The 21,566-nt window shown below is 71.7% G+C and carries 22 protein-coding genes and 1 tRNA gene; 10 read left to right on the plus strand and 13 right to left on the minus strand.

Annotation, left to right across the window (positions count from 1 at the left end; all coding sequences use genetic code 11):
* Window positions 1-79: 79 nt before the first annotated feature.
* The 5 genes from C4U03_RS40770 (at window position 80) to C4U03_RS33515 (ending at window position 3,557) form a co-directional block, all read left to right on the plus strand.
* Window positions 80-250, plus strand: coding sequence for a hypothetical protein (locus C4U03_RS40770; protein WP_160147182.1), 171 nt, complete (start codon window positions 80-82; stop codon window positions 248-250).
* A gap of 43 nt (window positions 251-293) precedes the next feature.
* Window positions 294-449 (plus strand): hypothetical protein, encoded by a 156-nt coding sequence (locus C4U03_RS41435; protein WP_200827649.1) that lies wholly within the window; start codon window positions 294-296, stop codon window positions 447-449.
* Window positions 450-592: 143 nt separating this feature from the next.
* Window positions 593-1,951: a replication initiator gene (locus C4U03_RS33505; RefSeq protein ID WP_103943902.1), complete on the plus strand. Its 1,359-nt coding sequence runs from the start codon at window positions 593-595 to the stop codon at window positions 1,949-1,951.
* Window positions 1,948-2,208 (plus strand): excisionase family DNA-binding protein, encoded by a 261-nt coding sequence (locus C4U03_RS33510; protein WP_235018303.1) that lies wholly within the window; start codon window positions 1,948-1,950, stop codon window positions 2,206-2,208. The genes C4U03_RS33505 and C4U03_RS33510 overlap by 4 nt, the downstream gene beginning before the upstream one ends.
* On the plus strand, window positions 2,208-3,557 hold the full coding sequence (locus C4U03_RS33515) for a tyrosine-type recombinase/integrase (protein WP_103943811.1): 1,350 nt from the start codon (window positions 2,208-2,210) through the stop codon (window positions 3,555-3,557). Before C4U03_RS33510 ends, C4U03_RS33515 begins: the two co-directional genes overlap by 1 nt.
* Before the next feature lie 89 nt (window positions 3,558-3,646).
* Here C4U03_RS33515 and C4U03_RS33520 read toward each other — a convergent pair.
* Window positions 3,647-3,720 (minus strand) — tRNA-Gly (locus tag C4U03_RS33520).
* A 178-nt stretch (window positions 3,721-3,898) separates the two neighbouring features.
* Here C4U03_RS33520 and C4U03_RS33525 point away from each other — a divergent pair.
* Entirely contained in the window at window positions 3,899-4,873 is a 975-nt protein-coding gene (locus tag C4U03_RS33525) for a dCTP deaminase domain-containing protein (protein ID WP_407701466.1), read from the plus strand.
* On the opposite strand, the gene C4U03_RS33530 is transcribed toward C4U03_RS33525, so the two are convergent.
* The 4 genes from C4U03_RS33530 to C4U03_RS33545 form a co-directional block, all read right to left on the minus strand.
* The gene (locus C4U03_RS33530) at window positions 4,868-5,302 is read right to left on the minus strand and encodes an HIT family protein (RefSeq protein WP_103943815.1); all 435 of its coding nucleotides are present in this window, start codon (window positions 5,300-5,302) and stop codon (window positions 4,868-4,870) included. The two genes, C4U03_RS33525 and C4U03_RS33530, sit on opposite strands and share 6 nt — an antisense overlap.
* Entirely contained in the window at window positions 5,299-5,793 is a 495-nt protein-coding gene (locus C4U03_RS33535; protein ID WP_103943817.1) for a dihydrofolate reductase, read from the minus strand. The genes C4U03_RS33530 and C4U03_RS33535 overlap by 4 nt, the downstream gene beginning before the upstream one ends.
* Window positions 5,790-6,689, minus strand: a complete 900-nt coding sequence (gene thyA / locus C4U03_RS33540) for a thymidylate synthase (RefSeq protein ID WP_103943819.1) — start codon at window positions 6,687-6,689, stop codon at window positions 5,790-5,792. Before thyA ends, C4U03_RS33535 begins: the two co-directional genes overlap by 4 nt.
* A gap of 220 nt (window positions 6,690-6,909) precedes the next feature.
* Window positions 6,910-7,647: a helix-turn-helix domain-containing protein gene (locus C4U03_RS33545; RefSeq protein WP_103943821.1), complete on the minus strand. Its 738-nt coding sequence runs from the start codon at window positions 7,645-7,647 to the stop codon at window positions 6,910-6,912.
* Window positions 7,648-7,750: 103 nt separating this feature from the next.
* Between C4U03_RS33545 and C4U03_RS33550 the strand changes: the two genes are divergently transcribed.
* Both C4U03_RS33550 and C4U03_RS33555 read left to right on the plus strand, forming a co-directional pair.
* Window positions 7,751-8,326, plus strand: coding sequence for an adenylyltransferase/cytidyltransferase family protein (locus C4U03_RS33550; RefSeq protein WP_160147183.1), 576 nt, complete (start codon window positions 7,751-7,753; stop codon window positions 8,324-8,326).
* A complete protein-coding gene (locus C4U03_RS33555) occupies window positions 8,323-9,192 on the plus strand; it encodes a deoxycytidylate deaminase (RefSeq protein ID WP_103943825.1) in 870 nt (289 codons plus the stop codon). The genes C4U03_RS33550 and C4U03_RS33555 overlap by 4 nt, the downstream gene beginning before the upstream one ends.
* A gap of 130 nt (window positions 9,193-9,322) precedes the next feature.
* Here the strand turns inward: C4U03_RS33555 and C4U03_RS41440 are convergent, their stop codons facing one another.
* Window positions 9,323-11,365, minus strand: a complete 2,043-nt coding sequence (locus tag C4U03_RS41440) for a BTAD domain-containing putative transcriptional regulator (RefSeq protein ID WP_200827650.1) — start codon at window positions 11,363-11,365, stop codon at window positions 9,323-9,325.
* A 159-nt stretch (window positions 11,366-11,524) separates the two neighbouring features.
* Between C4U03_RS41440 and C4U03_RS33565 the strand changes: the two genes are divergently transcribed.
* Window positions 11,525-12,265: a hypothetical protein gene (locus C4U03_RS33565; protein WP_103943827.1), complete on the plus strand. Its 741-nt coding sequence runs from the start codon at window positions 11,525-11,527 to the stop codon at window positions 12,263-12,265.
* A gap of 75 nt (window positions 12,266-12,340) precedes the next feature.
* Here C4U03_RS33565 and C4U03_RS33570 read toward each other — a convergent pair whose 3' ends face one another.
* A complete protein-coding gene (locus tag C4U03_RS33570; RefSeq protein ID WP_407701465.1) occupies window positions 12,341-14,497 on the minus strand; it encodes a (Fe-S)-binding protein in 2,157 nt (718 codons plus the stop codon).
* A gap of 588 nt (window positions 14,498-15,085) precedes the next feature.
* Between C4U03_RS33570 and C4U03_RS33575 the strand changes: the two genes are divergently transcribed.
* A complete protein-coding gene (locus tag C4U03_RS33575; protein ID WP_103943829.1) occupies window positions 15,086-15,793 on the plus strand; it encodes a hypothetical protein in 708 nt (235 codons plus the stop codon).
* Window positions 15,794-15,864: 71 nt separating this feature from the next.
* Here the strand turns inward: C4U03_RS33575 and C4U03_RS33580 are convergent, their stop codons facing one another.
* The 6 genes from C4U03_RS33580 to C4U03_RS33605 all read right to left on the minus strand — a co-directional run bounded on the left by C4U03_RS33580 (window position 15,865) and on the right by C4U03_RS33605 (window position 21,386).
* The gene (locus C4U03_RS33580) at window positions 15,865-17,079 is read right to left on the minus strand and encodes a CU044_5270 family protein (protein ID WP_103943831.1); all 1,215 of its coding nucleotides are present in this window, start codon (window positions 17,077-17,079) and stop codon (window positions 15,865-15,867) included.
* On the minus strand, window positions 17,076-17,627 hold the full coding sequence (locus tag C4U03_RS33585; RefSeq protein WP_103943833.1) for an RNA polymerase sigma factor: 552 nt from the start codon (window positions 17,625-17,627) through the stop codon (window positions 17,076-17,078). The genes C4U03_RS33580 and C4U03_RS33585 overlap by 4 nt, the downstream gene beginning before the upstream one ends.
* 165 nt (window positions 17,628-17,792) lie before the next feature.
* Complete coding sequence (locus C4U03_RS33590; RefSeq protein ID WP_103943835.1) at window positions 17,793-18,938, minus strand: CU044_5270 family protein; 1,146 nt, start codon at window positions 18,936-18,938, stop codon at window positions 17,793-17,795.
* Window positions 18,931-19,512 (minus strand): RNA polymerase sigma factor, encoded by a 582-nt coding sequence (locus C4U03_RS33595; RefSeq protein WP_103943905.1) that lies wholly within the window; start codon window positions 19,510-19,512, stop codon window positions 18,931-18,933. Before C4U03_RS33595 ends, C4U03_RS33590 begins: the two co-directional genes overlap by 8 nt.
* Before the next feature lie 120 nt (window positions 19,513-19,632).
* A complete protein-coding gene (locus C4U03_RS33600) occupies window positions 19,633-20,775 on the minus strand; it encodes a CU044_5270 family protein (protein ID WP_103943837.1) in 1,143 nt (380 codons plus the stop codon).
* On the minus strand, window positions 20,775-21,386 hold the full coding sequence (locus C4U03_RS33605; protein WP_103943839.1) for an RNA polymerase sigma factor: 612 nt from the start codon (window positions 21,384-21,386) through the stop codon (window positions 20,775-20,777). The genes C4U03_RS33600 and C4U03_RS33605 overlap by 1 nt, the downstream gene beginning before the upstream one ends.
* Between the last annotated feature and the right edge of the window lie 180 nt (window positions 21,387-21,566).

Genomic DNA, 21,566 nt, shown 5'->3' on the forward strand with positions numbered 1-21,566 from the left:
ACGACGCCCGCAACAGCTACTGGAACAACATCACCCCCGACCCCGCCGACCACGACCCCGCCGCCGGACAGGTCGCCTGATGCCCACCCCCGACCCGGCCGGGCCTCCCGCCGCCGGTACCGCTTCGGCCGACCGGCCGCCGGTCTCGCCGGTGGCGGTGCGGCGGTGGGTGTGCTGCCACTGCGGCGGCACCGGCCTCACCGGCGACGGCGGCACCTGCCCGCACTGCCACGGCCACGGCCACGACTAACCCCCGGCCCCTCGACCTCGACTCCTCGATCGGAGATGCGCCCGTGTTCGTTCGCCGCTGCGGCTTCCTCGCCTGCTGGCTCGTCCTGGCCCTCTACGTGCTCCGCCACCCCCTCGGGGCGGCCGACACCGTGGCCGCCATCGGTGGCGGCCTGGCCGCGCTCGCTGACGCGCTGGCCGCGTTCGCCTCCGCCCTCTAACCGAGTAGCCGCCCCCGGCGTGGCCGCACAGCCGGCAAGCACACGCCGCCACGTCGGGGGCCATCCCCTCACCGTCTGAACAACGGACAGGAGACCCGCCCATCGTGCCCCATGCCGCCCTGTCCCCGGTGGCCGTCCGCGACATGGCCGCCAAGATGAACCGGTCCGACTTCCGGCAGTGGGCCGCGCGCACCCGTGCCCTGGGTGGGTGTGTGCAGCCGGTGCACCTGCGCGGCCGGGTCGAGCATCTCGACCCGCTGACCGGTGAGGTGCTGCACCGCTACACCACATCCTGTGAGCCGGGCGGGACGCTGCGGGTGGCGTGCAAGACCCGGCGGGCCTCCCGCTGCCCGGCCTGCGCCGAGACCTACCGCGCCGACACCTACCACCTCGTGAGAGCGGGCCTCGTCGGCGGCAAAGGCGTCCCCGAATCGGTCACCGCCCACCCGGCAGCGTTCGTCACCCTCACCGCACCCTCCTTCGGGCCGGTGCACGCCCGACGCGAAAAGCCCGGCGGCACCGTCCAGCCCTGCCACCCCCGTCGTGACGCCGGGAAGTGCCCGCACGGGCGGCGGCTGTCGTGCACCGCCCGGCATTCCGCCGATGATCCGCGGCTGGGGGAGCCGCTGTGCCCGGACTGCTACGACCACACCGGCTCCGTGCTGTTCAATGCCCTGGCGCCGGAGTTGTGGCGGCGCTTCACCCTCGCGCTGCGGCGGCGCCTGGCCAAAGCGGCGGGCCTGACCGTCACAGCGCTGGGCGACGCGCTGACCGTGTCGTTCGCCAAGGTCGCCGAATACCAACGGCGCGGCGTCGTGCACTTCCATGCCGTGATCCGCCTCGACGGACCCGGCGGACCCGCCGCCACCCCGCCCGGCTGGGTCACCTACGCAACGTTGGCCGAAGCGGTCCAGCAGGCCGCCCGCGCGGTCACCGTCACCACCCCCGACAGCAACGAGGCTCCGGCGCGCTCGCTGGCCTGGGGGACTCAGCTCGACGTCCGGCCGATCACCACCACGGGGGAACTCACAGACAAGGCGGTGGCCGGCTACATCGCCAAATACGCCACCAAAGCCGCCGAATGCGTCGGCACCCTCGACCGACGCATCCGCGCCACCGACGACCCGAACGCCCTGCCCGTCAGCGCGCACGCCCGGCGACTCATCACCGCATGCCTGCGCCTGGGCGCCCTGGAAGAGATGGCCGAACTACGGCTTGCCGAGTGGGCCCACATGCTCGGCTTCCGCGGCCACTTCTCCACCAAATCCCGCCACTACTCCACCACCCTCGGACGGCTCCGCACCGACCGCACCACCCACAACCAACGCAAACACGAGATCACCACCGGACGCCTGCCCCTCACCGACGAGGACCAGGTCCTCGTCATCGCCGATTGGCGCTACATCGGCCAGGGCCTGACCCCCGGCGAGGTGCTGCTCACCGCTGCCCTGACCGGCACACCCCTGCCACCGATCAACCCGAGAGATGGGAGTTCTGCGTGACCGCCAGGAACGACAGGGCGTTGACGCCATTGCCCCAGATCGATCGTCTGCTGACCGTCGCTCAGGCCGCCGAGGTGCTCGGTACCTCGGAGCGGTTCCCCCGGCGGCTGATCGCTGAGCGGCGTATCCGCTTCGTCCGGCTCGGTGAGGAGGGCAAGCGCGGACACGTCCGTATCCCCGAGTCGGCGCTTCGGGAGTTCATCGCGGCTCGGCTGGTGGAGCCCATGACCGCCTCGGACGTCTGGAGGGCTGCCTGATGGCCAAGGGCAACAAGCCGGGTCGGCGGCGGTTCGGCAATGTCCGTAAGCTCCCGTCCGGACGTTTCCAGGCCAGTTACATCGGGCCGGACGGGCAGCGTCGGACGGCGCCGGAGACGTTCGAGCGCAAAAGCGATGCGGAGCGCTGGCTGACGCTCACCGAAGCACAGATCTTCAACGGCGACTGGACGGACCCACAGCGGGCCAAGGTCAAGCTCGGGGACTACGCCGCGAAGTGGATCGAACAACGCCCCGGCCTGCGGCCTCGGACGGTGGAGCTGTACCAGTGGCTTCTAAGAAAGCACATCGCGCCCTACCTCGGCGGTGTGGAGCTGGGCAAGCTCAGCACGTCCATGATCCGGGGCTGGCGGGCCGATCTACTCGCCGCCGGGGTCTCGGCGACCATGGCGGCCAAGGCGTACCGGCTGCTGCGGGCCGTGCTGATGACGGCGGTGGACGAGGACAAGATCCTGACTCGTAACCCGTGCCGGGTGCGCGGGGCCGGCACCGAGCACGCTCCCGAACGGCCGGTTCTGACGGTGGCCCAGGTCTTCGAGCTGGCCGAGCGGGTGGGCGTGCGGCCAGTCGGCAACTTCCGCAAGCTCGACAGCGGTGAATACCGGCTTCGCTACCGGGTCAAGGGCGGCACCATGCGGCGCTTCCCGCACACGTTCGTGACCCGCGCTGAGGCCGAGCGGGCACTGTGGAAGCTGGCCGAGGACGGGCACGCGGACACCGTCCGGGACGACCGGCTCAGGGCGTTCATCCTGCTGGCCGCGTTCGCGAGTCTGCGATGGGGGGAGATCACCGCGTTGCGGCGGTGCGACATCGACACCGAGAACCGTACGGTCCGGGTCCGGGCGGCCTTCGTCGAGCGCGACAACGGACAGATGATCCTCGGTCCTCCCAAGTCCCGGGCGGGCCTGCGTACCGTCTCCATCCCGGCCGCGATCATCCCTGACCTGGTGGCTCACCTCGACAAGTACACCGGCAAGGGCGGTGACGCCCTGGTCTTCACTGGGGTCAAGGGCGGCCCGATGCGGCGCAGCGGGTTCAACAAGGTCACCCGGTGGACGCACGTGGTCCGCGCGATGGGCGTTCCGGGCCTGCACTTCCACGACCTTCGGCACACCGGCAACACCCTGGCCGCGGACATGGGCGTCTCGTTGGCGAACCTGATGGCGCGGATGGGCCACGACAACGAGCGGGCGGCGCTGCGCTACCAGCACCGGTCCAAGAGCGCTGATCGGGCCATCGCGGACGGCCTTGACGCGCTCGTCCAGGTCCAGCAAGCCAAGGGCGGCGACGACGAGGACGGGGCGGCCGGCAAGCTCGTGCCCGTGGCCTAATTGCACGCTTGTTGCACGAGGGCGCCACAGCGCCTAAATGATCAAAGGCCCAGGTCTGGGGATCATGTCCCTGGCCTGGGCCTTCTTCATGGAGCGAGTGACGGGAATCGAACCCGCGCTACCAGCTTGGGAAGCTGGAGTTCTGCCATTGAACTACACTCGCCTGCCGCCATCCGGGGATGGCTGCGTTGACATGTTACCGGACTCGGCGGGGTGGGGCAGCCCCAGAGGGGATGGCGGCGGCGGGGGGTGGGGATTGCGGTGAGGGGCGGACGGGGGCGGTGGGGGTGGCTAGGCTCGCGATCATGGATGATGGCTCGGCCGGTCGGGAGCCGCGGGGGATGCTCTCCGGGGCCTCTCTGCTCAGGGCGATCAGTACGCCCGATCGGGTGTTTCGGGAGGGGTCCTGGAGTCCGGGGCATGTGCTCGGGGCCGGGTACGACCTGCGGTTGGCCGATGATCTGCTGGTGATCCCGACCGAGCCGGGGGCGTCCGGGTACAAGACGGTGGACGCCGGGACGCCGCCGGTCGGGGAGTTCACGCTGGCGCCGGGGGATTCGGCGCTCATCTCGACCATCGAGAGGTTCTCGATGGACTTCGACGTCGCGGCGGTCATCGGGCCGAAGTTCCGCTGGTCGGCCCGGGGGCTGCTCATTCTGCAGGGCACCACCGTGCATCCGGGGTACGGGCGGGAGAAGGTCGACGGCCACTGGCGGCCGGTGGGCGGCGAGGGTGAGCCGCTGTACTTCGTGATCGCCAACGTGGGGCCGGGGCCCATCACCATGCGCAAGGGCGATCCGATCGCCTATCTGCAGGTCATCGGGATCGAGCCGCCGCAGCAGCGGACGGCGGTGTCCAACGTCGGTTTCGAGTTCCTGCGCGACCGGCTGTTCCGTACCGGGGTGGACGGGACCGGACAGGGCGGGCTGGCGTACTTCCGCAGCGTGAAGGATCTGGAGCGGGCCGTCGACGCCGAGAGCGCGCGGCGCGACCGGGACTGGGAGCAGTTGCGCCGGCAGGTGGACGCCGAGGTGGCCGAGGTGAAGCGGCAGGTCACCGAGGCGCAGACCACCATCGACCGGGTCAACAACACCAGCAACATGATCGTGGTGTTCGGGATCTACCTGATCGCGGTCACCATGCTCGGCGTCGTGCTCACCACATTGGTCAACCTCATCGGCGACCTGCCCGAGAAGCTGAGCCAGGACCGGCTGGTCCTGGTCACCGGGCTGGTGACCGTCTACGCGGTGAGCACGGTCGTCGCCACGGCGGTGGTGAGCTTCTTCGCCCGCAGCGCGATTCGCAGACGGTCATGAGCTGAAGCGGAAGCGGACCGGGGGGCTGTCCGGGGTGGTGTCGCCCACCAGGAGGTGGACGTGGACGTGGGCGATGGTGCCGCCGGTGTAGCGGCAGTCGCCGTTGCGGATGCCGAGGCCGTAGTAGGTCAGGTCGTACTCGTTCCGGACCCACTGGAGGGCCTGGAAGAAGTCGAGCCGGGCCGGTTCGGAGAGGTCGGCCAGGTCGGTGACGTGCTCGTGCGGTACGAGCAGGAGGTGCACGGCCGTTCCCTTGTAGGGGTAGGCGTTGGGCGTGATGTGCCAGTGCGCCGTCTCGCGGATGATGCGCTGGGTGGGGTGGGAGCGCAGGCCATCCGGGCAGAACAGGCAGATGCCGGCCGCTTCCAGACGGCGCATCTCCTCCAGTTGCTCGGGCGTCCGGTGGTTGTCCAGGCAGTAGAGGCTCATCGCACGTAGTCCACGTACGAGTAGGTCAGGCCGGACTCCTCAAGTGGGCCCTCACGGGAGACCTCGGTGAAGCCGTCCAGCCAGTTCCCGGGCATCGCCGTGTCGCCGGTGAAGTCCTGGTGGACGCGGGTCAGGTGGACGCGGTCCACGGCGTCCAGGGCCTCCCGGTAGACGGACGCCCCGCCGATCACGAAGATCTGGCCGCCAGTCTCCTGCTCCCGCGCGATCCGCAGGGCCTCCGGGACGGAGGGGGCGACCAAAACTCCGGGGGCCTCGCGCAGCGTACGGCTGACCACCACGGAGGTCCGGCCGGGCAGCGGGCGGCCGAGGCGGGACAGGATCGACTCGTGGGTGAGCCGACCCATCACCACCGCGTGGCCGCTGGTGAGGCGGCGGAACCTGCGCAGGTCGCCGGGCAGGTGCCAGGGGATGTCGCCGTCGCGGCCGATCACCTCGTTCGCGGCGGCGGCGACGATCAGCGACACGATCACGGCGCCACCGGGATCGAACGGATCGCGGGGTGCGGGTCGTAGTCGGTCAGCTCGAAGTGGTCGGCCCGGAAACCGTGGATGTCGGTCACCTGGCGGCCGAGGTCGTTGAGGCGCACCGTGGGCAGCGGGCGCGGCTCGCGTTCCAGCATGGTGCGGACGGCGTCGACCTGGTCCTCGTAGATGTGGGCGTCGGAGATCGTGTGGTAGTAGGCGGCGGCTTCGAAACCGGTGAGGTGCTCCAGCATCAGCAGCAGCGCCGCGTACTGGACCATGTTGGACGGGACGCCGATCGGAACGTCCCCGGAGCGTTGGAACATGTGCAGGTGCAGCCGGCCGTCCAGCACGCGGACGTGGACCCAGCCGTGGCAGGGGGCGATCGTCGCCTTGGGCGTCTTGCCCGCACCGCGGACCAGGTACTGCGGGATCCAGGGCGAGACGAAGTGCGTCCGGTCGCCGGGCAGTTCCCGGAGTTGCTCGACCAGATGCCGAAACTGGTCGAAGCCCTCGGCCCCCTCCACGGTGGAGAAGTCGTGGAACGCGGCGCCGTACGATCCCGGTCCCAGATCCCCGGGCGGCAGGCCGCGCTTTGCGGTCTTGGCCTCCGTCCCCCAGGGCCCCCACCAGTCACAGCCGAATTTCTCCAGCTCCGACAAAGTCCTGGCACCGTTGATAAAGGCGCACAGCTCACCGATCGGCTTGTTCCAGAACGACTTGATGCTGCGTTCGGTGATCAGCGGGAAACCGTTGGAGAGGTCGAAACGCATGGTCTGCTGCATCAGTGTTATCGCAGCGGGCCCCTGCCGGGTGGGAACGGGGGAACCGGTCTCCAGGATCCGCCTGAGAAGTTCCCGGTACTGCCCGTCGGGAGTGCGCTCGCGGTAAGGCGAGTAACGCAATGTGGCCTCTCCTGGTTCGGTGTGCCCTCCCGGTCCGCCGGCAGGAGCCTGCCCCCGGCGGATCCGGCGTCCATGCAGGGTATCGGCCGGACCGGGCGGACACCCAACCGGGCCGCCACCGGACCACCCGGCCGACCGGGACAGCGCAAATCACACGCCACCCCAGCGCGGCCGGTGGCCGAAACGACGGAGAGCACCGGACGGCGCAGGGGTGCGGTGCTCAGTCGAGCAGGTCGGCGAGCGGGACGTCGAGCGCGGCCGCCAGTTCGCGCAGCTGCACCAGGTGCAGGTCGCTCTCCAGGTCCGAGCCGGTCTCCCAGTCCGCCAGTTCGGTGGCGCTGATCAGGCCGGGGACGCGCATCGCGGCGGCCAGGTCCTCGTGGGTCAGGCCACGGGCCTGCCGCAGCCGGCGGAGCCGTTCGCCGAAGGTGTCCCGGGTGTGCTCGGCGAACTCCGCGCGCCTGCGGACCAGCAGTGGCCGCAGTGCCTCCAGCTGCTCGGCCAGCCGCTCGGTCAGCGACGGCAGGTCGCGGTGGCGGACGAGCACGGTCCCGGGCAGCCCGGTGACCATGCGGCTGACCTTGGCGTCCTCGTAGGCGACCACGACGATCGGCACCAGCGCGCCCCGCGCGATCACCAGTTCCTGCCCGGACCCGGTGCTGGGCTGGTGGGCCAGGTAAATCAGCAGGTCGGCGCGGGTGACCCGGCGGCGGTCGAGCCGGAAGACCTCCCCGTCGGGGATGTGGTGGTGGTGCACCGGATCGGTGCGCTGCCGGGGCTCGTACAGGTCGATGCCTGCCGCGCGGCAGACCTCGGCCACCACGTCGGAGAGGGCGAAGACCTCCGCGCGCCGCTCGGCGTCCAGCCCCGTCAGCGCGCTGGCGAGATAGGCCTGCAGATCCGCCGCGGGCGCGGGACGCGCCTGTCGTGCGGTGCGGGTGCCAGACGTCGGGACCATCGCGTCATGGTAGCGGAGCCGCGGTGACCTCGGCCGTCGCGTGTCGGCCGCGCGCTACCATGTGCTATCGACGCAAAGTCGCCCAACGGGAGGTGCTGCGGTGGTGGCAGGGAACGCGGAGAACCGGCCGCTGGTCAGTCGCGGGTTCTTCGCCGATGCCTCCAATTTCGAGCTGCGGTACGTCCAGGACTACGAGCGGATCAAGGAGATCGTCAGCGCGCTGCGGGCGGTGGATTACCGAATCGTGCTGACTAATGGCTCGTTCGACATCCTGCACGAGGGGCATTCCATGTATCTGGAGGCCTGCCGTGGTTTCGGCGACTTCCTGATCGTCGGAATAGACAGCGACGAGAAGATCAGGGCTCGCAAGGGCCCGCACCGGCCCGCGGTGCCCGAGATCGAGCGGCTGCGGATGGTGACGCACCAGCGCGGGGTGGGCCTGGTCACCCTCAAGCACCTGAACCGTCCCAAGTGGGAGCTGATCAAGGCGGTCCGGCCCGACGTGCTGGTGGCCACCGCCGAGACCTACACCCCGGCGGAGATCGAGGAGCTGGAGTCGCACTACTGCGGTGAGGTGCGGGTGCTGGAGCGGATGGCGACGATCAGCACGTCGGCACGGCTGCGCCGGATCCAGCTGGGGCTGGCCGAGCCGGAGCCGAGGGTGACGGCCGACCGGTGAAGCAGGTACTGCTCTACCTGCCGGTCCTGCACGCCGGCTATGAGGCGTTCCTGGACCGTCATGCCGACGCCGACGAGGTGCTGCTGCTGGGGGCCGGCTTCCGGGAGGTCTTCCCCGCCCTGCGCAAGGACATCCGGGCGCTGTCCCCCGAACGCGCCGCCGCCTGCCTGCGGCCGGGCCGCAGGGTGCGGGTGGTCGAGCCGGCGGACCTGCCGGACGCGCTGACCGCCTCGGTCCTGGTCATGCCGGACGAGGAGATCATGCGCAGCATCGCGCACGCCCACGGTCTGGACCCGGTGTTCGAGCGGACGTTCCTGCGTTGGGACCGGCCGTGGAGCAAGGCCGCGTGGCCGGTCGGCCAGTCGGTGACGATCAGCGCCGAGGAGCTGGCCCGTACGTACCTGCGCGTGGCCCAGGAGGAGGCCGGGCACAGCTCGGACTGGTGGCGTCAGGTCGGCGCGGTCGCGGTTCGGGACGGGGAGATCCTCGGCACGGCCCACAATCACCACCATCCCACCGAGTACGCCCCCTATTTCGACGGCGATCCCCGCAACGAGTACAGCCGGGGGGTCCACGCCGACCTGTCCACCGCCATCCACGCGGAGGCGGCGCTGGTGGCCACGGCGGCACGCGAGGGCGTCCGGCTGGCCGGGGCGGACCTGTTCGTGACCACGTTCCCCTGCCCGGCCTGCGCCCGCCTGGTGGCGGAGACGGGTTTCCGGCGCTGCTTCTTCACCGGGGTGTACTCCGTACTGGACGGAGAGGCGATCCTCCGGGCCGCGGGCGTCGAGCTGTTCTGGGTCGACCTGTCCGAGGGTGAAGGTCCCGACCTGCCCGAGCGCGCGGAGCTCGACCCGTCCCGGTAAGGGGCTCACCTCGCCAGTGCGGTGTCCACCGGCGTTCACCGGGCAAGACCTCACCGGCCGGCCGTGATCGAGCCGAGCACTGGTGAACCCCTGCCCCTCGCACCGGCAGCGTCCCGGCGAAGGTGAGCGATCACCGCGCCGGCGGAGGAACGGGGCGTACGGCGATCAGGACGCCGTGCAGGGACGCCACGATGGGTGCGGGGAGCAGCCCGCGGGTCACGACGTCGGTGGGTGAGGCGAACGGGCCGTGGCGGTCCCGGTCCAGCGCGATGAGCCGGGCCTGCTCAAGGGTGACGCCGGGTAGCGCCGCCAGAACGTGTTCGGGCGCGGCGTTGACGTCCACCAGGCCGCCGTCGTCGTAGAGGCGTGACAAGTCGGGGCGGCCGATGCCCAGCCGCACGGCGATCTCCGGGTAGTGGTCGGCGAGCGCGCGGGCCTGCTCCCGGCGGATCCGCCGGACCGACTCGGGGGGCACGGTCGACGGCGCGGACGCCACCCCGGCTCCGTGGACGACCCCGCCGAACATCGTGACCAGGAGGGCCGAGATCGCCAGCCCGTCCAGCGGAGTGAGCGTCTCGGCGTCGGTGCCCATCATCACGGCCAGCAGGAAGGAGGTCAGCGCGAAATAGCCGCCGGCCGCCAAGGCCAGTGCCCGGCTGTGCCGCCGGCCCGCGAGGTAGGCGAACAACGCCCAGGTCCCCGTGCCGAAGGTCGCCAGCGGCACCATGATCGCCGCCAGCAACGGCAGCCACGACCGGCGCGGAGCCCTCGGCACCACCGGAGCACCGAAGACCAGTGGGCCCATCGGCCCCATCGGGATCGTCGTGGCCCCTGGGGGGGTCGGAAGCGTCTGAGGGTGATCCGGCAGAGGCTGAACATGCGGAGCCCCCACCGGCCCGAGGGACGAAGGCCGAGCGGCCCGGCCCTCCACCGCATCGGAAGACGAGTCCTCCACCCGCCCCGGTGGCACGGGCCGCATGGCCGAGGACTCCGCCGGGTCAGGGGACGAAGGCGAAACGGCCGAGCCCTCCTTCGCCCCAGGGGATGCAGGCCGACCGGCCAGGCCATCCACCGACCCGGAGGACGAAGACGGGACGGCCGAGGCGTCCACCGGCCCAGAGAACGAAGGCGAGGTCCCTACCTGTCCAAGTGGTGGAGGTCGAACGGCCGGGTCGTCCGCCGGCCCGGAGGACGGGAGCGAGGCGGCCGAGGCGTCCATCAGCCCTGAGGACGAAGGCGAGACCTCCGCCGGCCCGAGGCGTGAAGGTCGGGCGGTCGGGCTCTCCACCGGCTCGGCGGGCGGGGCGGGCGAGGCCCCCGCCCGCCCCGGTGACACGGACCGGGCGGGTGAGGTCTGCGCCGGCTCGGAGGACGGAGGTGGGGTGGGCGGGGCGGGGAAGGGAGGTCTGGCGGGTGCGGACAGTGACGGGTCGCCGCGCAGGATGCCCAGGTGCAGTTCGCGCAGCCGCTCCCCCGGTTCGATTCCGAGTTCCTCCACCAGGCGTTCCCTGGCGTCCCGGTAGGCGATCAGTGCCTCCGCCTGCCGTCCCGACCGGTACAGCGCGAGGATCAGCCAGTAGTGCAGCTCCTCCCGGAGCGGGAACTCGTCGACCATCCGCACCAGCTCGGGCACCAGCCCGGCGTGCTCGCCCGCCGCGACCTCCATCTCCGCGTACGCCTCGAACGCGGCGGCCCGTTCCTCGGCCAGCCGTCTGCGGGCCGAGTCGAACAGCGGGCCGCGCAGGCCGCCCAGCGCCTCGCCGCGCCACAGCTCCAGGGCCGCGCGCATCTCCGCGCCGCCCGTCGTCCCGAGTCGCCGCGCCCGCGCGACGCGCGCCCTGAAGACCTCGGCGTCCAGGCCCCGCGGCGGGCAGTCCAGCACGTACCCCGCCTCGGTGAGCGCGGGCAGCCGTCCCGGCGTGCGGGGAGAGCGGCCGGGTTCCAGCACCCGGCGGAGCCCGGCGACGTACTTCTGGACGACATTGGGCCCGTTCTCCGGCGGGGTCCGCGGCCAGACCGCGTCGATGATCGCCTCGGTGGACACCGGCCGGCCGACGTTGAGCAGCAGTACGGCCAGCACCGCCCGCTGTTTGCCGGGCCCCAGGTCGAGACGCTGGTCGCCCCGCCAGGCGCGCAGCGGACCGAGGATCTCGAAGCGCAGGTCGTCGCCCACACGGGCCTCCCATGCGGGGAACACGGACGGGTCCGGCAGCGGGGCCGCAGTGGGACGGCAGTCCCACCGCAGTACTCCACAGCATAACGACAGCGTTTCCGCCGGGGCCGTTCGCAAGCTGGTCGCGAAGACGGGAACCGAACGGATCGGGGGACCCCCATGCACACGCCCAAACCCCTCGCGCTGGCCTCACTGCTGCTGGCCGGCGCGCTGGCCGTCGGCTGCGACCCCGGGGACGCGGCGGCGCCGACGGCCGGCTCCGCGACCCCGCGGCCCACCGCCACCACCTCTCCGAACGGCGTCGAGCGGCTGTCCGCGGCGGAGATCTTCCAGCGGGCCGAGCGGGCGGCCCTGTCGGCCTCCTCGATGCGGATGCGCGGTCACGTCGTGGAGGAGGGAGAGAAGGCCGAGCTGAACTTCCGGTACTCGGGCGGCCGCGCCGCGATGGGCGACGTGACCGTCAGGGGGGACATGCAGGTCAACCTGACCCGGATCGGCTCGACCCTGTACCTGAAGGGCAACGACGAGTTCTGGCGGGAGGCCGGCGGTCCGAGCGCGGTGAACCTGCTGTCGGGCAAGTACTTCAAGACCAGCACCAAGGACAAGGACCTGGCCGAACTGATCTCGTTCACGGATCCCGCGAAGATGTTCGACGACCTGCTGAAGCCCGAGGGCGAACTGACCAAGGGGGCGACCGCCCGGATCAACGGACGGGCCGCGATCGGGCTGGAGGACGGCTCCGGCGGCACGCTGTACGTGGCGACCGAGGGCGACCCGCACGTGCTGCGGCTCGACGCCGGCCCGGACGTCCTGATCGACTTCTCCGGCCACGAGGAGCCGGTCACGATCGGCCCGCCGCCGGCCGGCCAGGTCATCGACACCGACGAGCTCGAAGGCTGACCCGTTCCGCGGGCGTCCGCCCCGCAAGGCGGCGAGGCCCCGCCGGACGCCGGCGGGGCCTCGTCACTGCGTGCCTCATTCGGCGGCGACGGGCTCCTTGGGAGCGGCGCCCTCGCCCTTGACGGAGCGGATGAGGAGCTGGGAGACGTCGACGACCTCCAGGGTCTCCTTGGCGGCGCCGGCGTTCTTCTTCTCGTTGATGGCGTCGCCCAGCATCACCAGGCAGAACGGGCAGGCGGTGGAGACGGTGTCGGGGTTGGTCTCCAGGGCCTCGTCCACGCGCTCGGTGTTGATGCGCTTGCCGATGCGCTCTTCCATCCACATCCGGGCGCCGCCGGCGCCGCAGCAGAAGCCGCGGTCCTTGTGGCGGTGCATCTCCTGGGTCTTGACGCCGGGGACGGTGGCCATGATGTCCCGCGGCTGCTTGTAGACCTTGTTGTGGCGGCCCAGGAAGCACGGGTCGTGGTAGGTGATGTTCTCCTCGATCGGGGTGACCGGGGTGAGCTTGCCCGTCTCGACCAGGTGCGCCAGCAGCTGGGTGTGGTGGACGACCTCGTAGTTCCCGCCGATCTGCGGGTACTCGTTGGCCAGGGTGTTGAAGCAGTGCGGGCAGGTGGCCACGATCTTCTTGACGCCGGCCTCGTTGAGGGTCTCCACGTTCTGCTGGCCGAGCATCTGGAAGACGAACTCCATGCCCAGGCGGCGGGCCGGGTCACCGGTGCACGCCTCCATGGGGCCGAGCACGGCGAACTTGACGCCCGCGATGTGCAGCAGCTCGGCGACGGCCTTGGTGGTCTTCTTGGCGCGGTCCTCCAGGGCGCCGGCGCAGCCGACCCAGAACAGGTACTCGGCGTCGGCGGGCATCTTCTCGTCGACGACCTCGACCTCGAAGTCCAGCTCCTCGATCCATTCGAGGCGCTTCATCTCCGACATGCCCCACGGGTTGCCCTTGTTCTCCAGGTTCTTGAGCATGACGCCGGCCTCGGAGGGGAACGAGGACTCGATCATGACCTGGAAGCGGCGCATGTCCAGGATGTGGTCGATGTGCTCGATGTCGACCGGGCACTGCTCGACGCAGGCGCCGCAGTTGGTGCACGACCACAGCACGTCGGGGTGGATGACGCCGTCCTCGCCGACGAGCTCCTTGTCCACCTGCATGGCGATCTTCTGCTCGTCGGTGAACTTCTCCCGCTCCTCCTCGGAGGCCAGGAGGTAGGGGGCCTTGGCGAAGGCGTGGTCGCGCAGGTCGAGGACGACCATCTTCGGCGACAGCGGCTTGCCGGTGTTCCAGGCGGGGCACTGCGACTGGCAACGCCCGCACTCGGTGCAGGTGGCCATGTCGAGGTAGCCCTTCCAGGTGAAGTCCTCGATCTTGCCGCGGCCGAAGGTGTCCTCGTCGGGGTCGGCCTCCTCGAAGTCCAGCGGCTTGCCGTTGCTCATCATCGGCTGGGCGGCGCCCAGGCCGTCCGGGCGGCGCTTGAACATGACGTTCAGCGGGGCCAGGAAGATGTGCAGGTGCTTGGAGTTGACCACGATGACCAGGAAGACCAGCGCGACGCCGATGTGCGCCAGCAGGAAGGCGGCCTCCAGGAAGACCATCAGGCCGGACTCCGGCTCGCCGATGTTCTTCAGCAGCTGGCCGACCCCGTAGGAGGCGTAGGCGGCCCGCCCGTAGGAGAAGTTCTCGTTGGCGACCTCCATGCCGCGGAAGGCGAACATCGTCCAGATCACGTTGAAGATCATGAACAGGATGAGCCAGGCGCCGCCGGTGTGCGAGCCCTTGAACCGGGACTTGCGGTCCAGTCGCTTGGGCGAGTTCTTGATCCGGATGACCGTGAACGTGGCCAGGCCGGCGAGGCAGGCCAGCGCGATGGTGTCCTGGACGAACCCGATCGGCCCCCACGTCTGCAGGAACGGGATGTGCGCGTGCAGCCCGAACAGCAGCTGGACGCCGGCCTCGAGGTAGACGGTGGCCAGCAGGAAGAAGGCCCACATCACCGCAAAGTGCGCGGCGCCCGCCACGGTCCACTTCAGCAGCTTGCGCTGGCCGAGGACCTCGACGACCTGGCCTTCGACGTCGGCCTTGGGGTCACGCTTGACCTGGAGCACCCGCTCGGGGTCCGGCTGACCGCTCTTGAACCAACTCCACAGGAACTTCACCCGCCGGCCGGCCAGCGCTAGCGCCACCGCCGTACCGACGAGCCCAACGATCAACGTGACCGCGTACTGCAAGGTTCCGTCCTCCTGAGGTACGGGCGTCGGCTGTCAGCGTAGGGCGCGCGCCGAACAGCTTTACATCCGGGGCCGGATTACTACTCGTTGGTAGCATACGAGCCATAACACCCTGCACACGCCACCGTCCGGCAATCCGTGATATACCGCCCGTCACACTCCAGGGGCAAGCGAACGCGGCTCCCGCCGGCCGCACTGTGGCCTCGCACAACCTGCCCACTGCCCGCTGCCCGCTGCCCGCACGGTGACGCGCCGCCCGCCGTCAGACGGAGGGTTCTTCTCAAGGGAGCTCCTTGTCCATGAGGACGTCTCCCCGGTGATCACCCGATGCCGCCGGGGCTTTTCCCGGCCATGCGCGTCCTTCCGCCCAGCGGCAGGGCGCGGCGGAGGCTCGTTGTCCACGCTCCGTGATGGGACGGGGGAAACCGATCGTGCCGAATGAGGCTTTTGGGTCTTGGCGGAAGTGACCGTGCTCACCTAAGGTCCACAGCGCCGGGATCATCAGCGGAAGGCGCGCGCCGGGGGCCGCGGGATCCGACGGTGCCACCGTTCCGGGCCTCGGGTCCGGCCGATCACCGGGAGCAGCCCTTGAAGCGCACCGCCGTCCTCGTCGCCGTCACCGCCGCCCTCCTGGGCCTGGCCGCGCGACCCGCCACGGCCGCCGCCCCCACCCCGTCCGACGCCGACTTCGCGGACTGCCCGGCCCTGCCCGCCGGCGCGGTGGCCGGTACGTGGAAGTGCCACACGATGACCGCCGAGGACACCCTGATCGGTGTCAGCATCGGCCGGATGCACGCGCACACCCAGGAGCCGGTCCGGCTGACCATCGCGCAGGGCAGGCTCACCGACGGGACCACCGTCGCCAAGCTGGGCGGGCTGCGGGCCGAGCCGATCCCGTTCGTCACCGGCGTGCCGGGGACGCGGTGGGAGGTGCCGCACCCCACCGGGTGGAAGCTGGAGATCACTCCGACCGGGCTGGTCGAGCCCGGCGCGCTCGTCCCGCACACCGTCGGGCTGACCGCCCGGATCATCGGCGACGACCTGGGCGGCTCCTGCACGATCGGCTCGGCCGCCAAGCCGATCGTCATCGAGCCGGTCGTGGACTGGGCGCTGCCGTGGATGTCCGGCGGGACGCTGGTGACGCGCATGAAGGTGGCCGACATCACCTACGCCCTGGGCCTCGCCACCGGCTGCAACGGCCACGAATTCGCCGTCAACCAGGTGCTGGGGCTGCCCGCCAACGCCGCCAGCAACCAGTTCGTGGCCACCTGGCAGTACCGCAGCAAGCGCTACTGACGCACCACGACGCCCCCCGGCGGCCGGGGGGCGTCTGTCAGTTCGCGTCAGTTCGCGGTGCTGGGGACCGGTCAGGGACCGCCTCCGCCCGTCCGCGGGCCGCGGGGCATGTCCGGGAGGACGTCGACCCACTGCGAGGTCACGACCTCGTAATACCAGCGAGTGCCGGGCTTCATCCACGCCCTGTCGCCCTCGCCCTTCAGGTAGTGGATCTCCTTGGCCAGCCCGGCGCCGGTGGCCCGGTCGACGATGAAGTGGATCTCCACCGAGCCGTTGGGGTACCGCTGCCGCATCTTCAGGGCGGTGCCGGTCCGGCCGGCGGCGTCCTTGACGCCGTCCGTCGCGGTGACGCCGTCGATGCCGGCCAGCAGCCGGTAGATCGCCGCGCGCTTGGCGGGCGGCAGTGGCTTGGTCATCAGGATCCCGGCGGCGGTCTCGAACAGCTCGGCGTCGGTGTTCTCGCCGTCGTGCGCCTCGCCCAGCGGGTGCGCGAGCAGCAGGGCACGCAGCTCGGCGGGGTCTGCGGCGGCGCGCTCCAGCTCGTCCTGGGTGACGTTGAGCTCGTCCGGCGCGTCGGACGCCCTGCCGGTCGAGTGGGCGAACGCGCTGTCCTTCGGATTCATCTCCAGGTCCGGGACCCTGGTGTTCGGCGGCTTGCCGCCGCCCGCCTTGGGCTTGGGGCCGGTGACCCAGGCCGTCGGGGATCCGTCCGCCCGCCAGGCGGCCTCGTCGGCGGTGGTGGCGGGCCTGGCGCCGAGCTCCTCCGAACGGAACCAGCCCTCCTCGTCCGGCGAGCGCGGGTTCCACGCATCGTGCTGGTAGCGGTGCAGGACCGCGTACCGGCCGCCCGCCGGGCCGACCTGTTCGAGCGTCCCGAACAGGGTCCTGACGTGCCAGTAGCGGCCGGTCCGCTGCGGCTGCCGCTGCGCCCCGTGCGCGGCCGCCAGCAGCGCCGTGCGGGCGTTGATGGTCACCTCGCGCACCGCCGGTGCCGACGTACCGCCGCGCACCGCCGGTGCCGCCGTACCGCCGCCGGACGATCTCGGGGCGGGTCCGTCCGTGCCCGTGACGGCCATGGCCACCGCCAGCACGGCGGCGGCCAGGCCCACCAGACCCAGCCCCCACATCGGCCGCCGCGCCTTCCCCGGGGCCCGGGACGGGCGCGCCGCCGCCATGATCCGCGGCAGTTCGGCGTTCCGGGTGTGCGGCTCCACCGGGGCTCCGGGATCCAGGTGGCCGGGCCGGGCCTCCGCCAGCTGCCGCATCACGTCCTTCACGTCGCTCATCGCGCTTCCTCTCCAGTGATCGGCATCCGGGGACGGACGGGATGCACCGCACCCCTGCTCTCGGCGGCGGCGTCGACCGCGCGCACCAGCCGCTTGCGCGCCCGGTGCAGCCGGACGCGCAACGCGGGGGCGCTGCATCCGACGACCCGGGCGGCCTCGCGCGGCGTCAGCCCGTGCCAGGCGATCAGGATGAGGATCTCCCGGTCGTCCTCGGGGAGCGCGGCCATCGCCCGCAGCACCGCGAGCCGCTCGGCCACCTTGTCGGCGATGTCGTCCTCGCCCCGACCGGCCCACGCCCGCGACTCCGCCTCCAGCGCCGCGCGCCGCGCCTGTGCCCGGTGCCCGTCGCGCAGCACGTTGCGGGCCACGCCCAGCAGCCACGGCAGCGGGGACTCCGGCACGTCGGCCAGCCGTCGCCAGGCGATGGTGAAGGTCTCGCTCACCACCTCGTCGGCGATCTGCCGTCCCGCCCGGCTGACCGCGTACGCCCACACGTGCTGCCTACAGGCGTCGTAGATCGCCGTGAAGCGTTCCGCTTCGTCGTCCACCGCCCACCCTCCGTCCGTCCCAGTGCTCTGTCACCAGGAAGTGGGCCGGGAAGCCCCGTCGTTACCGATCCGGTTCCGGGGTCTCGCCGAGTCCCCGTCCCCTCCCCTGCACCACGGGAGGGAGCGCCGCCGTGGACGGCAGCGCTCCCCATTGCCGCGAACGTGTCAGGGGTGTGCGGGCTTGGCGTCGGTCCAGCCGGCGTGGTGGACCACGGTGTGGCTGAGGACGGTGCCCGGGGCCATCCCGCGGTACGGGCCTGCCGCCTTGACGATCATCTGCTGCTCGCCGAGGATCCGGTACGTCTTCGGCTCCAGGATGAGTACCTCGTCGTAGACGGTGCCGCCGCCGTCGTCCTTCGTGGCGCGCGCCGCCAGGCCGATGCCGCGCCGTCCGGCCCGGTCGGTGACCGTGCCGATCGACCGGATGCCCGGGGTGTCGGCCAGCAGCCGGAACGCCGCCGCCCGCACCTGCGGGGAGGCCGGCCGGGTGGTCAGGAACAGGGAGATGATCGGCAGGTCGAACCGGGCCGCCGCCTCCTTCTCCAGGTGGGGCTCCGACTCCACCAGCGCGCGCACGCGCTTGGCGCGGAGCTCGGCGTGGGATTTCCTGAACAGGCCCGGGTCCGTCAGCACCCGTTCCTCCGTCGAGGGTCCGAGCATCGGATTGCAGCCCTGCGGTCCGGCCGGGGACCCGTCCCCGCACGCACGGTCGTCACGGCGGCGCTTCTGCTCCGCGGAGATGGTCGCCGAGCGCCAGCCGGTGGATTCGGTGGTGAGGGTGTACGGCCGGCCGCTGGAGATCACCTTCCACGTCTTCGGCGATCCGGCGCGGCGCCAGGCGGCCTCGTCGGCGGGGGTCTGCGGCCTGCTGGGCAGGTCCCGGTCGAAGTTGTGGTCGGGCTCGTCCTTCGAGCGGGCCATCCACCGGTCGGACTCCCAGCGGTTGCCCTCGACGTTGTAGCCCGCTTTCACCCGGTAGGTGTCCGCGTACGTGGTGTGCAGCCGCCAGTACCGTCCCGGCTGCTCCTTCTCGGCGCTGTCGGCCGCGGCCAGCAGGATGGAACGGGCCGACCCGTCATCGCCCCCGGTGGTGCCGAGCACGACCGGCGTCCTGGTCGTCCCGCCGCTCAGCAGGCTCGCCCCTGCGACCACCGCGGTGGCGGCGGCGACCAGCCCCAGCCCGAACGTCATCCGCCGGTGCGGCCGGCGCACGGGCCGCCCGCCGACGACCCGTGCGCGGATCCGCTCCCGCGCGGCCGGGTCGGGTTCCGGGCTCCCGTACAGCTCCCGCACCATCGTGATCTCATCCACGGCCGTCCTCCTCCAGCATGGGGTTGACGCCGCCGAGCGCGGCGCGCAGCTTCTTCCTCGCCCGGCTCAGCCGGGAGCCGACCGTGCCGTACGAGACGCCGAGCACGGCCGCGATCTCGTCATGGCCGAGCCCGGCCAGCGCCATCAGCAGCAGGACATCGCGTTCGCCCCGGTTGAGGCCGGCGATCGCGGCGGCCAGTTCGGGACGCAGCCGCCGGGCGCTGACCTCCTCCAGCACCCGTTCCTCGGGGCCGGCGGCGGGACGGTCGGGGCCGCGGCGGCCGAGCGCCCGCAGCGCCCGCACCTCGGCCCGGCGGTGCTTGCCGACCAGTTTGGTGGCAATGCCGAACAGCCAGGTCCGAACGGCGGCACGGTCGGCGTCGTAGGCGTGCCGCTTGCGGAACGCGGTCAGGAACGTCTCGGCCACCACGTCCTCGGCCGCGTCCGGGCCCAGCCGGGCGGCGACGTACCGGTGGATCTCGTCGAAGTGGGCGTCGAAGACCTCATCGAAGCGCTCCGACAGGCTCCGCACCGGCCGGGGCTGGGCCAGGGCCGGTTTCTCCGAGTGGGACATGGCGGTCACCGGGGTTGTCCGATCATCAGGGACCTTTCCGGGAAAGCGGACGGCGGTCACGGGGTATCACCCGTGACCGCCGTCCGCTTTCCCGCCCCGGCCGGATGGGCCGAGCCCCGGTCAGCGGGGGCCGGTGTCGGTCCAGCCGCCCGCCATCACGGAGGTGGACACCAGGGTCGCCCCAGCAGGCAGGGCGGCGTTGGCGCCGGCCGGCCGCACCACGACGATCTGCGTGCCCAGCGCCGTCCCCCGCCGCTGGTCGATGATCAGGCGGTGCTCCAGGACGCCGTTGGGGGTGCGCTCGGTGGTCGCGACGGCGGTGCCGGTCCGTCCCTCGCCGTCGCGCACCGGCCCGATCGCCTTGACCGTGTCCAGGTCGGCGAGCATCCGGAAGGCGGCGCCCCGGACCTTCGGCGTGACCGGCATGTCGACGATCAGCCCCCGGGTCACTTCGAAGAGCCAGGCGTCGGACGTCATGGCCTGGCCGGAGGACTCGGTGCCGTGCCCCCGGTACCACTTGAGCAGGGATGCCTTGAGCTTGGCGGGGTCGGCGGGCAGGGCGCGCAGGTCCTTCACGGTGACGTTGCGGCCCAGCCAGAACACCTTGTCCCGGTCAACCAGCGGCGAGCCGCTCAGGTGCGGGCTTCCCGGCTGGGTCTTCAGCTTCAGCGGCTTGCGCACCTTTGAGCCGGGGCCGACGGGCACGGACACCGAGAAGGTGGCGGGAGAACCCGCCCGGCGCCATGCGGCGGTGTCCGCCGGTGTCGCCGGCGTGGCCCCCAGGTCCTGCTGGCGGCCGTACTGCTTACCGCCCGGGGTGCTCGGCGTCCAGCCCTCGCTGCGCTGCCGCCAGACGACCGTGTAGGCGCCGTCGCCCTTCCCGACCCGGAAGGAGTGGCGGTCGATCGTCGCGGTGTGCCAGTACTTACCGGTGGTCTCCGTCGTGCTCTCCGCCTGTTCGGCGGCGGCGACCAGGATGGTGCGGGCCGACAGTTCCCCGGTGGCCGTCTGCCCGGGGGACTGCGGTGCGGGCGAGGTCGTCCCGGACACCGCCACCGCCACCGCGACGGAGGCGGCGGCCACCCCCGCCAAGCCCGCCAGGCCGAGGCCCGGGCTCCAGCGCGGCAGCGGGAACCGGCGGCGGGCCGGTGCCGCCGGTCGCGGGTTCGCGATCTCCGACAGCAGCCGCCGGCGGCCCTGCGCCGCGGTCTGCTCCGCCGGCGTCTCGTCCAGCATCTCGCTGATCATCTGCAGCTCGTTCATCAGGGGAGAACCTCCAGGTCGAGGGCGGCGCGCAGCTTCTTACGGGCCCGGCTGAGGCGCGAGCCCACGGTGCCGTAGGGGATGTCGAGGGCCTGGGCGACCTCGTCGTGGGCGAACCCGCTCAACGCCACCAGGAGCACCACGTCCCGTTCCGCCTGTGACAGCGAGGCCAGGGCGCGGGCCAGCCGGGGCTGCATCCCCTCGGCGGCGACCAGGCGGACGACCCGGTCCTCGTGGCCCGCCGTGCTGGACGGCTCGGCGCCGGCCCTGGCCAGCGCCTTGTAGCGGCGGGTCTCGTCCCGCTTGTGCTGGGCGACGAGGTTGGTGGCGATGCCGAACAGCCACGGCCGCAGGGCGCCGCGCCGCGGGTCGAACGCCTCGCGCTTGCGGAAGGCGACCAGGAAGGTCTCGGCGGCCAGGTCGTCGGCGACCTGCGGCCCGAGCCGTCCGGCCACGTAGCGGTAGACGGCGGTGAAATGGCGGTCGTAGATCGCGGTGAAATGCTCGGGATCCCGCAGGGACCGCGTGAGGTCCGCCGCGTCCTGCTCCTGCCGCGCGGTGGCCGTCACGGGCTCCCCGGGGTGAGCGGCCGTCCGGGCCTGCGCGGTCATGCGCTCGTCTCCGTCGGGCACGCACCCGTCGGGACGGCTGCGTGAGGCACGATCTTTCGGTGTTTCTCCGTCATACACGGCTCTCTCGGGGCGTTGGGGTCAAGGGTCACCCTTACTCCGGCGAAAGGCCCGATCGCTTTCACGCCCCCGGCCTCGACAGCGCGACGACCCCGCTCCACC

The organism is Thermomonospora echinospora (assembly GCF_900108175.1).
In the GTDB taxonomy this organism is placed as follows: Bacteria; Actinomycetota; Actinomycetes; order Streptosporangiales; family Streptosporangiaceae; genus Thermomonospora; species Thermomonospora echinospora.